Source organism: Sphingobium sp. MP9-4, assembly GCF_005281675.1.
In the GTDB taxonomy this organism is placed as follows: Bacteria; Pseudomonadota; Alphaproteobacteria; order Sphingomonadales; family Sphingomonadaceae; genus Sphingobium; species Sphingobium yanoikuyae.
This window is the reverse complement of sequence record NZ_LUFI01000022.1, coordinates 25,236-39,199: the sequence shown is the minus strand read 5'-3', so window position 1 is coordinate 39,199 and position 13,964 is coordinate 25,236. Positions and strand designations below refer to the sequence as shown.

The window sequence follows — 13,964 nt, the reverse complement described above, 5'->3', positions numbered from 1 at the left end:
GCATGCATATCCTGATTATCGAAGACGATGGGGAAACACGCGAATTCCTCAGCCGAGGCCTCAAGGAAGTGGGGCATGCCGTGACCCTTGTGGAGGAAGGACGAGAGGGACTGTTCCAGGCAACGGACAGCAATTATGACGCGATCATCGTTGATCGCATGCTGCCAGGACTGGACGGTCTATCCCTGCTCAAGATGCTGCGCGCGACCGGCGACCTCACGCCCGTTCTCATGTTGACCGCAATTGGTCGAATAGCGGATCGGGTAGAGGGGCTCGAGGCAGGCGCCGACGACTATCTGGTCAAGCCCTTCGCCTTTTCCGAGCTCCTCGCCCGCTTGAATGCCCTTGGTCGACGGCAGGCACCGCAAGTCGAACAGTCCCGGCTGACCGTTGGCGACATCGATATCGACTTTCACAGGCGCACAGTGCATCGCGGAGGAAAGAAGGTCATTTTGCAACCGCGGGAATTCTCGCTGCTCGCCGAACTCATGCGCAATTCTCATCGCGTGGTTACCCGAACGATGCTGCTCGAACGCGTATGGGACTTCGACTTCGAGCCCAAGACCAATATCGTGGAGACCCATCTCAGTCGGCTTCGCTCGAAGCTGAATGCGGGCTTCGATGTCGATGCGATCGAGACGGTTCGCGGCGCGGGTTACATGATCAGGAGCAATTAATGCCCCGCCCATGGAAAACGACCTTTGGCCTTACGGCACTGGTTAGCCTGGCCTTCGTTCTGGCGACGCTTGTGATCGGGCTCTTGGCCTATGCGCTGACCCATGAGGCGATGGAGGTGCAACTGGACCATCGAACCGCCACCGAGACGAGCGCCTTGCTGGAGCGGGCGGGTGCTGGCGGAACCCCGGCACTGGCCGAACTCATTCATCAGCGCGATGCCGGGCACAGCACGGCAAGCCTCGGATATATTCTGGTCGATCCCCAAGGACGACGGCTGGCCGGCGCACTGGATGCGCAAATTCCGGCAAAGGCAGGATATTTCGAATTACTGCACTACGGGAAGGATGGCGCCATAGCCCAGGCACTCATCACCGATCTGCCCGACGGCAGCCGCCTTCTGGTGGCAGCAGATCGCACGGTGATTGACGAGATGGACATCACGATCCTGAAGCTGTTTTCGGCCTCATTTGCCGCCATGCTTCTTCTGGCTGTCGGGGGCGCCTGGACCGTTGGCGCTGTAACGCGCAGTCGATTGCGCCGATTCGACGATGCGGCCCAGGCCATTATCGGAGGAGACCTGACCCAGCGCATGCCGCTGGACGGATCTGACAACGAGTTCGACGGCGTCGCCAAGTCGCTCAATCATATGCTGGACCGCAATGCTGCCCTGGTCGAGAATCTTCGACAGGTGTCGAGCGATGTTGCGCATGACCTTCGAACGCCACTGACGCGCCTGAATAATCGTCTGGATGAAGCACTCGCCTTCAGCGGAGACAAGCGCACGCGCGCGATCGAGGCGGCAATAGCAGAATCCCATGAACTGCTCGAGGTCTTCTCGGCCATCCTTCGCATATCCGAAATCGAGGCGGGCACGCTCAAGCGAGATTTTCAGGAACTGGCGCTTGGAGATCTGGTCGAGGATGTGGTCGAAACCTATGCGCCCGATTTCGAGCTTTCAGGTCATGCGCTGCATTCGACCATCCATATGGGGCTTCGCATCCGGGGCGATGCCCGATTGCTGTCCCAACTCATCACCAACCTGCTGGATAATGCGCTGCGGCATACGCCGGCTGGCACGACGGTCGCGCTCAATCTGACTGCCAGCGAGGCTTTCGTTATTCTTGAAGTCTGCGATGATGGTCCCGGTGTTCCGGCAACCGAGCGTGATCGACTGTTCAGCCGTTTTACGCGGACCGAAGCCAGCCGCACCACCGACGGACATGGTCTGGGCCTGGCCCTTGTCTCTGCTGTCGCGCAAATCCATGGGGGCTGTGCGACCGTTCTGGACAAGCCCGGTTTTGCTGTAGAGGTTCGTCTCGCGCGATAAGTTACCGGAACATTGGGGGGCATATACAACATCCCAACCTTATCCCTGGGCCAGTTGCACGTCCCGACCGAAGCGCTAACCCCCCTCGCGAATGATAACTATTCGCATTAAATGAAGGGGATCTAACCTTGCAATATTCAGCGATTTTCCGATCGGCGCTGCTTGCGTCGACTGCGCCCGGCATCCTCCTTTCGCTGGTCTCCCCCTCACTCGCAATAGCCCAGGAGCAGGTTCTCGGGTCCGTAACGGTCACGGACACCGCGATCGATGATCGGGAAGCCGAAAGCTCCTACAAGGTCAGCCGCAGCATCAGCGCGACGCGCACGGATACGCCGCTGATCGATGTACCCCAGTCGGTCAATGTGGTGTCGGTCAAGCAGATCGAGGATCAGGCAGCCAACAGCATCGGTGACGCCATACGCTATGTCCCGGGCGTTTTCTCGGCCCAGGGCGAGGGTAATCGCGAAACGCTGGTGATCCGCGGCAATTCGACCACCGGCGACTTCTTCGTCGATGGCATGCGCGACGATATCCAGACCTATCGCGACCTCTATAACATCGAGAAGCTGGAAATCTTCAAAGGACCGAACGCGATGATCTTCGGCCGGGGCGGCGTAGGCGGCGTGGTCAATCGCGTTACCAAGGTTGCGGACTGGAATCTTCATCGTGCCTTCCGACTGGAAGGCGGAAGCTTCGAGCATAAGCGCGCCCAGTTTGATCTGGGCACGCCGATCAGCGATTTTGCAGCTGTCCGACTGACCGGTGTCTATCAGGACAGCGACAGCTATCGCGATGGCGTCAACTATAACCGCTGGGGCTTCAACCCGACCGGCTCATTCAAAATTGGTCCCGATACGACCATTTCGCTTGGATATGAGCATTTCGAGGATGAGCGCGTCGCCGATCGTGGCGTTCCCGCTCGGTTCGGCGCTTCGGCGACCAATATCGTTGGCCCGCTTCGCACGCCGCGCGGTCAGTTCTTCGGCGATCCGACCCAGAGCCCTACCGGTACGAATACCGACGCCGGTTCGCTGTTCATCGAACATAAGTTCAGCGACACGGTCTCGATCCGCAACCGCACCCGCTATGCCGACTATGACAAATATTATTCCAACGTCTTCCCCGGCGCGGTCAACGCAGCTGAAACGAGCGTGAGCATCTCGGCCTATCGTGCCACCACGCAACGCAAGAATTTCATCAACCAGACCGATTTCAATGCGATCTTCAATACCGGCTCCATTGAGCATACCCTGCTCGTGGGCGCTGAATATGGTCACCAAAAATCCGACAATATTCGGGAAGAAGGGCGTTTTGCAGGCAATGCAAGCTCGGTGACCGTGCCGATCTCGGCGTCTAATGTTCGTTTGCCCACCAGCTGGACCATGATTTCGAGCAGCACGAACAGCAACGGCGTGGCGGAGGTCGCGGCCGGCTATGTCCAGGACCAGATCGCCATCTCGCCCATGTTCGATATCGTCGTGGGCGTGCGCTACGAGCATTTCAAGACCACGCTGCACGATCGGCGCAGCCTCGCCTTCCGGACGAGCGGCAGCACCATATCTCCCGAATATTATGACGTGACCGACAATCTCTGGTCTCCGCGCGCCGGCCTCATCTTCAAGCCGGCCGAGAATGCCTCCATCTATGCAAGCTACTCGCGTACCTACCAGCCGCGTGGTGGCGACCAGTTGACCGGCCTTTCGCTTTCCAACGCCAGCCTGGCGCCGGAGAAGTTCCAGAACTACGAAATCGGTGCGAAGTGGGACATTCTCCCCACGTTCAACCTTGCCGCCGCCATCTATCAACTGGATCGCGACAATGTTCTGGCGCTGAGCGATCCCAATAATGCGGCCTCGCCGACGGTGCCGATCGGACGGCAGCGCACCAAGGGCATCGAACTCAGTGCTGCGGGCAGCATTACCAAGCAGCTCAGCATGGTCGGCGCCTACACCTATTCCGACGGCACCTTCCTCGACAATGTCTCGGGCACTGTCCAGGCAGGGAACATCCTGCCCAACATGCCCAAGCACAGCGCCTCGCTCTGGACCCGCTTCGATCCGATCGAACAGCTCGGCGCTGCGCTGGGCGTGATCTACCAGGGCAAGCGCTACGCCTCGACCGACAATTTCGTCGCGATGCCCGGCTATACGCGGCTCGATGGCGCCGTCTATTTCGACATCGCGCCAGAGCTGAGCCTGCAGGTGAATGTCGAGAATATCCTTGGCAAGCGTTACTATCTCTATGCCCATAGCAACAACAACATCACGCCAGGTTCACCGACTGCGGTGAAGGTCGGCCTCAGCGCGAAGTTCTGACCATGTCCAGCCGCTTCCTTCCTTTGAAGCGCTTCACAAGGGAGGAGCGGCTGGCAATTTGCCTTCTGCGTGGTGGCAGCAGTGCCAAAGTCGGAGAGGCCGCTATCCGGGCATTCGCAGCACTGGGTGAACACGCCACCGAGCGAGGCTTCGTGATAGCGACATTGTCCAGCCCATTTGTGAACCAGGATGAGATCCGGCTTCTTGGGGGCATAGCAGCATTCCAGCGCCAGATACCGCCGATGGACATCGGGCTGCCGGCGCACCTGCACGCATTGCTGGACGCGTGCGCAGCAGGCCTGACCCGGCGTGGCGGCAAACTTGATTTTCGTAATGTCGCCCGGTGCCCAGGTCTTCCTGAACAACGGGCAAAGAAGCGACAGGATCGTTCGATCCGGCTCATAAATCGCACATATGGCGCCCCCAAACAGGCAGTTGTCTTTGCGGTTTTGCGCGATCGTGACACGGCAACAATCGCCGATCTCGGCCGAATGGGCGTGTCTCGCTCGGTCGTCAGCAAGATGACCAAGCGTGGCTTGATCGAGAGGGTGGGCTACGGCGTTTATGCCTCGCCGGCCTCGAAGCGCCGAGGATAGTGCATATGTCGCGCCTAGAGGAACATGCGGCCGGACATTCGTCCGGCCTCACACATCAGTCTGAAGAGGTGACATAAGCAGGACCAAGTTCGTCCAGCGATTTCACGCCGACTTGCGCCATGGCGAGTTCGAACTCTGCCCGTATCATGTGAAGCATATGGGCAACGCCGGCCATGCCTGCCACCGCGAGGGCATGAAGTTGCGGCCTACCAATCATGACCGCGCTGGCACCAAGGCTAATCGCCTTGAGGACATCCGTGCCGGTACGCACACCGCTGTCGAGAAGGATCGGGCATTTTCCATCGATCGTACGCGCGATCGATGGAAGCGCTTTCATGGGCGTGATGAGACCGTCGGTGACGCGTCCGCCATGGTTCGACACGACAATGGCATCAACGCCATGATCAAGTGCCATGCGAGCGTCAGCAGGAGAAAGGATGCCTTTCAATATGATCGGCAAACTGGTCTGCTTGCGCAGCCACGCGATATCGTCCCAGGTTGGTGCGGCGTCGGCCAGCGCCGTTCCAAAGATGATCTGCCCGCCCGCAGCCGCGCTGTTCTGGACGCTGCGGGGCATTCCACGGAGATTGGCGGCCTCGACCCCTTCCGGCAGTGCGAATTCGGATCGCTTCATGGCCGCATCGATCGTTACCATGAGGACGCAATAGCCAGCAGCCTCGGCGCGTCGCACCAGTTCAAGCGAATGCCCTCGATCAGCCTGGAAATAGAGCTGGAACCAGAGCCGCGGCGTCTGGTCACGCTCCATGGCCTGGCGCGCGGCATGCGCAGCCCAGGCAATGTCCTCGAGAGGAATGCTGGAAAGAGTGCTCCCGTTCTGGGTATGTCGCTCAGATGGCAAAGCTCCGCATGGTGGGCGGCGACTTTATATTGGCAGCAGCCATGGCATGGCGGATCCTGGCAAAAGCTGTCGGTCACATCAATGACGCCAAATGTCTTGAGTTGGTCGGCACGAGCCCTATAGCAAGTCCTGCGCATCCTCGTCGGCAAGCGTTCTGCAGAAGGCCAATGTGGCCAAAGGAGAACGATCATGGAGATGCCTGAAACAGAACTCATCGCCACCAAGCGCCCGGTTTGGAATGCAGGAAGGACCGTGGGCGCCAAGCGGGCGCTGAAACCGAAGCAGATTTGGGAAATCCGTTTCTACCTCAATCAGCGCCGCCGCCTACGAGATCGGGCGCTGTTCGATCTGGCGATCGACAGCAAGCTTCGGGGCTGCGACCTCGTGCAGATCAAGATCGGCGACCTTGTAAGCGGCGGGCAGGTCCGAACGCGGGCAATCGTCATGCAGCAGAAAACAGGTCGGCCCGTTCAATTTGAGCTGCTGCCAGATGCTCGAGCGAGCTTGCTGGCATGGCTCGAACGCCGGGGCGGAACAGTGGACGATTATGTTTTCCCAAGCCGGGTTGATCACAATGGGCACCTGAGCACACGGCAGTATGCTCGGCTTGTCGACGAATGGGTGACAGGTGTCGGCTTGATGCGGAGCGAGTATGGCACGCACTCACTTCGCCGAACGAAGGCATCGATCATCTACAGGGCGACGGGCAACCTTCGCGCCGTTCAGATACTGCTCGGCCATAGCAAGATTGAGAACACGGTGCGCTATCTAGGGATCGACGTAGAGGACGCGCTTGCCCTTGCAGAAAACACGGAGATCTGAATCTGCTGGCGCCCGTGCCCAGGGCGTGCCGGGCACGGGCGCTGGGACATTCCCGACGTTCGCCTGTGACATGTTAAACGGCAGCCCTGATTACAAGCCGACGTTCCCGCACCTCCCGACGAACGGCCTCGGCATTATGCTCGGCTTGTAGATGAATGGTTGACAGGAGTTGGCCTGATGCGGAGCGAATACGGCACCCGCTCACTCCGCCGAGCGAAGGCATCGATCATATACAGGGCGACCGGCAATCTACGGGTTGTCCAGATCCTGCTCGGCCATAGCAAGATCGAGAATATGGTTAGCTATCTCGGGATCGACGTAGAAGACGCCCAAAAATACCGAAATTTGAGTGTTGGCCTCTCACCTATGGCGAGGGGCCATTTAGCGTAGCCACCAGCGGAGCATTCCGCCCACAAGCGCCAACGCGAAAACGCTAGCAGCCCAAATGCCGAAAAACCATCCAAGGCGACTCAGCCAGAGCGGCATCAATGATACCCCTCAATGCCAACCTTGCCCCGGAAAACCCAATAGGACCAGGCCGTATATGCCAGGATCACGGGCACCATGATCGAGGCTCCAACCAGCATGAACAACTGACTGCGGACGGGCGCTGCAGCTTCCCAGATCGTCACCCGCGCCGGAACGACATCGGGCCAGATCGAGACACCAAGGCCGACCAAGCATAGCCCGAACAGGGCCAACGCCCAGAAGAAAGGCTGCGCATCGCGCTTCAATCGGAGGCTACGATAAAACAGGAATGTTACGACGAGCGTGGCGAGCGGCACCTGCGCTGTCGCGACCACGCCCGGGAAACTCAGCCAGCGCTGAAAGTATTGCGTTTCGAGCCGCAGCGTTGCGAGGCTGATCACGCCGATCATGATGAGCAGGCCGATGCCAAGCCGCCCGGCATAGGTCACCGTCTGCCGTCGCAACCCGCCTTCAGTCTTCCAGTTGAGCCAACAAGCCCCGAGCAGGGCATAGCCGACTAGCAGCCCGACACCCGTCAGCAGACTGAACGGCGACAGCCATTCCCACCAACCCCCGGCATAGCTGCGCCCCTCGACCGTGATGCCCTGTAGCAGCGCGCCGAGCGCAATGCCTTGCGCGAAGGTGGCGACGACCGACCCTGTCGTGAACGCCTTGTCCCAGAAAGCACGGTGCGCCGGGTCGCGCCAGCGGAACTCGAATGCCACGCCGCGGAATACAAGGCCAAGCAGCATTGCGATCATCGGCGCGTAAAGCGCGGGAAGGATGATGGCATAGGCCAGCGGGAATGCGGCAAACAGGCCGCCCACGCCCATAACCAGCCAGGTTTCGTTTCCGTCCCAGACCGGAGCGATGCTGTTCATCGCGGTGTCCCGATCCTGCCCGACCTTGAAGAACGGAAACAGGATGCCGATGCCGAGATCGAAGCCGTCCATCACGACATAGGCGATGATAGCAAAGCCGATGATACAGGCCCAGATGACGGTGAGATCGATCATGACGAAGCTCCCTCGATGATAGCCGGCGCCGGGGTGATCCCCGCACTGCGAATGGGCGCATCACTGGGCGGCGGTTCATGTGCTTCAGGCGGCTTCTTCATGAGTTGAAGCAGATACCAGATGCCCATCCCGAAGACGGCGAAATAGACGACCACGAAGGCCAGCAGCGACGAGGCGACCGCAGGAGCATCCAGCGGTGAAGCGCTTTGGGCGGTCCTCAGCAGACCATAGATTGTGAAGGGTTGCCGTCCGACTTCCGTCACGATCCAGCCGGACAGCACTGCGATCAGTCCCGACGGCCCCATCAGCACAGCGAAGCGATGCAGCAGCGGCCAGTCGTAGAGCGCCTTGCGCCAGCGCGCGATGAGGCTCAGGATCCCGATCCCGAGCATCGCGAAACCGATCCCGACCATTACGCGAAAGGCCCAGAAGACGATACCGACGGGAGGACGATCAGCTGGTGGCACGGTGTCCAGGCCACTCAAGGGCGCATCGAGTTCGTGTTTGAGAATCAGCGACGACGCCTTGGGTATCTCGATGGCATAATACACCCGCTGTTCAGCGCTGTTGGGGATGCCGAACAGGATCAAAGGCGCACCGTGCGGGTGGCTCTGAAAATGGCCTTCCATCGCCATCACCTTCACCGGCTGGTGCTTGAGAGTATTGAGCCCGTGCATGTCGCCGGCGAAGATCTGGATCGGAGCAACGAGCGCCGCCATCCACATCGCCATAGAGAACATCTTGCGTGCGCCGGGATTGGTGCGGTCCTTTAAGAGATGCCATCCTCCGACGGCACCCACGATAAAAGCGGTCGTCAGATAGGCGGCAAGGACCGTGTGAAAGAGCCGATAGGGGAAGCTGGGATTGAAGATGATTGTCAGCCAGCTTGGCCCCGGCAGGAACTGGCCGTTGGCGCCGACCTCATAGCCAACGGGCGTTTGCATCCAGCTGTTGACCGACAGGATCCAGAATGCGGAAATAAAAGTCCCCAGCGCGACTGCAAGCGTCGCGACGAAGTGCAGCTTGCGCCCAACCTTGTTGATCCCGAACAACATGACCCCGAGGAATCCGGCTTCTAAGAAGAAGGCGGTCAGCACCTCATAGGCCATCAGCGGTCCGATGACAGGTCCCGCCTTGTCCGAGAACACTGACCAGTTGGTGCCGAACTGGTAGGACATGACAATGCCCGAGACGACGCCCATCGCGAACACGACGGCGAAGATCTTCAGCCAGTAGCGAAACAGGTTCGCATAGACGCCCTTGCCGGTCTTCAGCCACAGAGCTTCGAGCACGGCCAGATAGCTTGCCAGCCCGATGGAAAAGGCCGGGAAGAGGAAGTGAAAGCTCACCGTGAAGGCGAATTGCGCCCTTGCGAGAATGATGGCGTCCATGAATATCCCCGTTCAGCTGGCGAGTTCGGACCAGCTCTTGAATAGCATGTAGATGGCAACGACGAGCACGAAGACTGCGAAGAGGCTGTTCAACCGGCCCTTTTCGGCGGCCAGTACCTGCGATGCACGCGTGCCGATGACGCTCCCGACAATGCCGCCCACGATGAACACGCCGGCCAGACCCCAAAGGACGTAGCCCGAAAGCGCATAGTTGAGCGCTGTCGTCAGACCGAAGGCCGCGACCGCGACGAGCGAGGTGCCGATCGCGCGCAGGATGGGCATGTGGGTCGAGGCGATCAGCCCCGGCACAATGAGGAAACCGCCGCCGATCCCGAAGAAGCCGGAAAAGGCGCCGGTCCCGAGACCATAGCTGACAACCTTGCCGACATTCTCCCGATTGCATTGCGCGCCCTCGACGCCCTGGTCGCCGCGACCGCGAAACATCAAGACTGCCACAACGATCATCAGGATCGCGAACAGGAACAGCAGCTTGTGCCCATCGATGCTCTTGCCAAGCGTTGAACCGCCGAGCGCACCGACGACGCCGGCAGCAGCATAGATCCCCCCGCACCGCCAGTTCACGGTGCGGGCATGGGCATGGTTCCAGAGGCCAGTAAGCGCATTGGCCGCGACGGCCAATGCACTGGTGCCGATCGCCTCATGCGGATTGCGGACGCCTACGAGATAGAGCAGCAGCGGCACGGCGAGGATCGACCCGCCGCCCCCGACAAGCCCGAGGACAAAGCCCACCAGCGCGCCTGACAGTCCGCCGAGGGCATATTGAAGCGGCTCAAGCATGGCTCAGTGCGCCGCTTCGATCGCGTGCGGCGCGACCATCCATTCCCGGCCCTTGAGCATGCCATGCCAGTAAACCGGCGGCAGGATGGTGTCCTTGAGGAGCCAGGACAGGCGCGAGGGCCGCGTTCCGTCGATCAGCCAATTGGGAAAGCTGGGCAGCAATTTGCCGCCATAGCCGAACTCGGCGAGCACGATCTTGCCAGCCTCGACCGTTAGCGGACAGGAGCCATAGCCGTCATAGTCAGCGGTCGGCGGCTTGCCCTCGAGCACGGCAAGTACATTGACCGCGACAACCGGCGCCTGCTTGCGCGCCGCAGCGGCGGTCTTGGCATTCGAGGCGGAGCAGGCGTCGCCCAATGCAAATACATTAGGATAGCGCACATGTCGAAGCGTCGCCTCGTTGACTTCGATGAAGCCGGAGGCTGCTGCGAGGGAACTGGTGCGCACGAAATCCGGCGCGACCTGTGGCGGCACGACGTGAATCATGTCGAAGCGCTCTTCGACGCGTCCGGTGCCGTCGCTATCCTTGCGTTCGAAAGTCGCCACTTTTGCGGCGCCATCGATCGCGACGAGCTTCGATTCGAAGTTGAGGTGCGCGCCATAGCGCTCGACATATTCCATCAGTGCCGGGACATAGGCGGCAACGCCGAACAGCACCGCGCCGGCGGTGTGGAACTGGACGTCGATGTCTTTCAGGACGCCTGCCTTTTCCCAGCGATGACAGGAAAGGTACATCGCTTTTTGCGGCGCGCCGGCACACTTGATCGGCATTGCGGGCTGGGTGAACAGCGCCCGTCCGCCCTTGAATTGCTTCACCAGTCTGTTGGTGTAGGGCGCAAGATCATAGCCATAGTTGGACGTCACGCCGTTCTTGCCGATCGTATCGGCCAAGCCCGGAATAGCGTTCCAATCCAATTTGATACCCGGACAGGCAACGAGAACACGGTAGCGGACTTCGCCGCCATCACTGAGGATCACCTTGTTTTCGTCGGGGGCAAAATCCGAGGCTGCTGCGCGGATCCAGTTCACTCGGCTCGGCATGACCTGCGCTTCAGTGCGTCGTGTGAACTCTCTCTCGAAGACACCGGCGCCGACCATAGTCCAACCGGGCTGATAATAATGCTCCTCAGATGGCTCGATAACTGCAATATCGAGCTTCGGATTGCGCTTTAGAAGGCTTGCTGCCGTCGCAATCCCCGCTGCACCGCCGCCGACAATCACGACATCGTGAATATGGACTACAGGGGCCGATTGGCTCCGAGAGGAGGAGAGGTCATACAACTTCGTCGACCTCGCGCCGGAGCGGCAAAAGGCGAGAATCGGCCTAGGAAGGCGCGCTAGCGCACTTGCCATGGCCTCAACATTCGCATCGGTAATCGCCCCCGAGACTGCGGGCGCATGCGCGAACTCTAAGCCCAGTCGTTCGGCAGCTTCACGAAGCTCCGTAGCGGCAATCTGACCCTTCTCCTCGTTATCAGGTCGATTGCAGATGATCGCCTTGTAACCTTGGGCGGCGATTGCCGGAAGGTCGGCGAGATCAATCTGCGGGGAGATTGCAAAGTCCCGATTGAGCGGCTTGATGTCCATGGCTTCTCCTCGATCCCGCTCTGAAGCGGGCCTCTTTTCATTTTGTAATGATGCGGTGCGCGGTCATGCCGGCGAGCATGGCGGCGACGAAAATTCCGGCTTCAATTGGTGCGATGGCAAGGTCGGCGAGTGCGGGGCCGGGACATAGTCCCCCGATCGCCCAACCGATCCCGAACAATGACGCTCCGCCAAGCAACTTGGCATCCAGCAAGCTTGTACCGGGCAAGTCGAACGCCTCGCAGACGATCGGTCGCGGCATCCGCTTCTGGACCAACCAGGCGATCGCCATCGGCACCATCGCACCGACCATCACGAAGGCAAGCGTGGGATCCCAGGCCCCGAACAGATCGAGGAAGGCGCGCACCCGCGCGGGGTCAGCCATGCCGGATATGGTGAGCCCAGCTCCGAACAAGGTGCCCGCTAGCAACGAGATGGCAGGGACCTTCACTTCCCAGTGCCGCAGGTTGAAAGGCCGAGCGGGCGGTAGAGCGGACAGAAGCTGACCGCGCTTGTCAGAAGGAATATAACTGCGACGATCGCCAAGCCGACACCGAGGTCCCCGCTGATCGTTCCGGTCCACCAGAGATAACCGATCGCCAAGGCTGCGATGGTGCGCAGCATCCGATCGACCGTTCCCATATTCCTCTTCATGTCCGGTGTCCTCCGACTATCCGTTGATGAAACCGAAAGCGCGCATCAGCCCAACGGTGGCGAAGCCGCTGACCATGAAGGTCAGCGTTGCGACCATCGACCGGCGCGAAAGTCGGGAGAGACCGCAGACCCCGTGACCGCTCGTGCAGCCTGAACCAAGGCGCGTGCCGAAACCTACGAGCAGTCCGGCAATGACCAGTTGCAGGACTGATCCTGTAAAATGCGGTCTGATACTGCTGGAAGACAGTATGACGAGGAGCGCACCAAGCGGCAGTCCGGCGATGAACGCGAGCGCTATGGCGCGCGGTGTGCCCGTATCGGAAATTCCCGACGCGCGGGCCAACATACCGCTTACACCAGCGATGCGACCAAGTCCGAGCAGCATGATCGCTGCCGCAAGCCCGATCAGCAGGCCGCCAACCAACCCCGCGACGGGGGTGGCATTGGGGAAGCCGGGCAGCATCATACTGCGTTGACCGGAATCTTGAGGTACGTGACGCCATTGTCCTCGGCAGGCGGGAAATGACCGGCGCGCATGTTCACCTGGACAGAAGGCAGAATGAGGCGCGGCATCGCGAGCGTCTTGTCGCGGGCCTCGCGCATCGCGACAAATTCGTCTTCGCTTACCCCGTCATGGATATGGACGTTGGCTTGGCGCTCGGCCTCTACGGTCGTTTCCCAGACATAGTCCTTGCGCCCTTCCGGAAGATAATCGTGGCACATGAACAGCCGCGTTTCCGGCGGGAGCGACAGAAGCCGCATCGCAGATTGATAGAGGGTTCGGGCATCGCCACCGGGAAAATCAGCACGTGCCGTGCCGTAGTCGGGCATGAACATGGTATCGCCGACAAAGACGGCGTCGCCGATCACATAGGCGATACAGGCCGGCGTGTGCCCCGGCACATGCAGCACGGTTACATCAAGATTGCCGATCCGGAAGTGATCACCGTCTTTCCACAAATGATCGAAGTCGGAACCGTTGCGCTCGAAATCGGTGCCCGCGTTGAAAAGCTTACCAAATGCCTGCTGCACCGTGATGATTTGCTCGCCGATGGCGATTTGCCCGCCCAACTTCTCCTTCAGATATGGCGCAGCTGACAGGTGATCCGCGTGAGCGTGCGTCTCCAGGTGCCAGTCGATAGCAAGCCCCTTCTCCTCGACAAAAGCGACAAGCGCGTTTGCCGAGGAGAAGGAGGTGCGACCCGAGGCGGGGTCATAGTCCAGCACGCTGTCGATGATCGCAGCGTGGCGGCTCTCGGGATCATGAACAACATAGGTCACCGTGAAGGTCGGCTCGTCAAAGAACGCCTTGATCTGGGGGGTGTCCGTTTGAGCGGCTGAGATCTGCGATGAGGCGGCTGCAAGAGCGGAGTCGGCCACGGAAAACCTCACAAATTCACATTTACATATATCGTGTAATCGAATAATCTTGTTGCGTCAAGAGGGAGGAGCGTCG

At 60.1% G+C, this 13,964-nt stretch carries 15 protein-coding genes and 1 pseudogene; 6 read left to right on the top strand and 10 right to left on the bottom strand.

Annotated elements, in window-relative coordinates:
• Positions 1–2 precede the first annotated feature (2 nt).
• The 4 genes from A0U87_RS05540 to A0U87_RS05525 all read left to right on the top strand — a co-directional run bounded on the left by A0U87_RS05540 (position 3) and on the right by A0U87_RS05525 (position 4,916).
• Complete coding sequence (locus A0U87_RS05540) at positions 3–677, top strand: response regulator transcription factor (RefSeq protein WP_010338372.1); 675 nt, start codon at positions 3–5, stop codon at positions 675–677.
• Positions 677–2,005, top strand: coding sequence for an ATP-binding protein (locus A0U87_RS05535; protein WP_010338374.1), 1,329 nt, complete (start codon positions 677–679; stop codon positions 2,003–2,005). The genes A0U87_RS05540 and A0U87_RS05535 overlap by 1 nt, the downstream gene beginning before the upstream one ends.
• A 128-nt stretch (positions 2,006–2,133) precedes the next feature.
• Positions 2,134–4,320: a TonB-dependent siderophore receptor gene (locus A0U87_RS05530; RefSeq protein ID WP_037509342.1), complete on the top strand. Its 2,187-nt coding sequence runs from the start codon at positions 2,134–2,136 to the stop codon at positions 4,318–4,320.
• Between the two features lie 2 nt (positions 4,321–4,322).
• Entirely contained in the window at positions 4,323–4,916 is a 594-nt protein-coding gene (locus A0U87_RS05525) for a type IV toxin-antitoxin system AbiEi family antitoxin domain-containing protein (RefSeq protein ID WP_037509343.1), read from the top strand.
• A gap of 55 nt (positions 4,917–4,971) precedes the next feature.
• Here the strand turns inward: A0U87_RS05525 and A0U87_RS05520 are convergent, their stop codons facing one another.
• Positions 4,972–5,775: an alpha-hydroxy acid oxidase gene (locus A0U87_RS05520; RefSeq protein ID WP_137405280.1), complete on the bottom strand. Its 804-nt coding sequence runs from the start codon at positions 5,773–5,775 to the stop codon at positions 4,972–4,974.
• Positions 5,776–5,964: 189 nt separating this feature from the next.
• On the opposite strand from A0U87_RS05520, the gene A0U87_RS05515 reads away from it, so the two are divergent.
• Positions 5,965–6,597 carry a tyrosine-type recombinase/integrase gene (locus tag A0U87_RS05515; RefSeq protein ID WP_010338379.1) on the top strand — a complete coding sequence of 211 codons (633 nt, stop codon included), beginning with the start codon at positions 5,965–5,967 and terminating at the stop codon, positions 6,595–6,597.
• A 135-nt stretch (positions 6,598–6,732) separates the two neighbouring features.
• Positions 6,733–6,987, top strand: a pseudogene (locus A0U87_RS26645) (hypothetical protein); the annotation flags it as partial.
• Here the strand turns inward: A0U87_RS26645 and A0U87_RS05505 are convergent.
• Genes A0U87_RS05505 through A0U87_RS05465 form a run of 9 tightly spaced genes read right to left on the bottom strand, consistent with a single transcriptional unit; the run spans position 6,979 to position 13,888 of the window.
• On the bottom strand, positions 6,979–7,083 hold the full coding sequence (locus A0U87_RS05505) for a DUF2474 family protein (protein ID WP_080572849.1): 105 nt from the start codon (positions 7,081–7,083) through the stop codon (positions 6,979–6,981). The pseudogene A0U87_RS26645 and the gene A0U87_RS05505 sit on opposite strands and share 9 nt — an antisense overlap.
• The gene (cydB, locus tag A0U87_RS05500; RefSeq protein WP_010338381.1) at positions 7,083–8,081 is read right to left on the bottom strand and encodes a cytochrome d ubiquinol oxidase subunit II; all 999 of its coding nucleotides are present in this window, start codon (positions 8,079–8,081) and stop codon (positions 7,083–7,085) included. The genes A0U87_RS05505 and cydB overlap by 1 nt, the downstream gene beginning before the upstream one ends.
• Complete coding sequence (locus tag A0U87_RS05495) at positions 8,078–9,472, bottom strand: cytochrome ubiquinol oxidase subunit I (RefSeq protein ID WP_010338382.1); 1,395 nt, start codon at positions 9,470–9,472, stop codon at positions 8,078–8,080. The genes cydB and A0U87_RS05495 overlap by 4 nt, the downstream gene beginning before the upstream one ends.
• Positions 9,473–9,484: 12 nt before the next feature.
• A complete protein-coding gene (locus tag A0U87_RS05490) occupies positions 9,485–10,270 on the bottom strand; it encodes a sulfite exporter TauE/SafE family protein (RefSeq protein WP_010338383.1) in 786 nt (261 codons plus the stop codon).
• 3 nt (positions 10,271–10,273) lie between these two features.
• Complete coding sequence (locus A0U87_RS05485; RefSeq protein WP_029547838.1) at positions 10,274–11,857, bottom strand: bifunctional protein tyrosine phosphatase family protein/NAD(P)/FAD-dependent oxidoreductase; 1,584 nt, start codon at positions 11,855–11,857, stop codon at positions 10,274–10,276.
• Between the two features lie 37 nt (positions 11,858–11,894).
• Positions 11,895–12,305 (bottom strand): DUF6691 family protein, encoded by a 411-nt coding sequence (locus tag A0U87_RS05480; RefSeq protein ID WP_010338385.1) that lies wholly within the window; start codon positions 12,303–12,305, stop codon positions 11,895–11,897.
• On the bottom strand, positions 12,302–12,508 hold the full coding sequence (locus A0U87_RS05475) for a DUF2892 domain-containing protein (RefSeq protein ID WP_010338386.1): 207 nt from the start codon (positions 12,506–12,508) through the stop codon (positions 12,302–12,304). Before A0U87_RS05475 ends, A0U87_RS05480 begins: the two co-directional genes overlap by 4 nt.
• A gap of 16 nt (positions 12,509–12,524) precedes the next feature.
• Positions 12,525–12,974 (bottom strand): YeeE/YedE thiosulfate transporter family protein, encoded by a 450-nt coding sequence (locus tag A0U87_RS05470; RefSeq protein WP_063976448.1) that lies wholly within the window; start codon positions 12,972–12,974, stop codon positions 12,525–12,527.
• Positions 12,971–13,888: an MBL fold metallo-hydrolase gene (locus A0U87_RS05465; protein ID WP_010338389.1), complete on the bottom strand. Its 918-nt coding sequence runs from the start codon at positions 13,886–13,888 to the stop codon at positions 12,971–12,973. The genes A0U87_RS05470 and A0U87_RS05465 overlap by 4 nt, the downstream gene beginning before the upstream one ends.
• Positions 13,889–13,964: the final 76 nt, after the last annotated feature.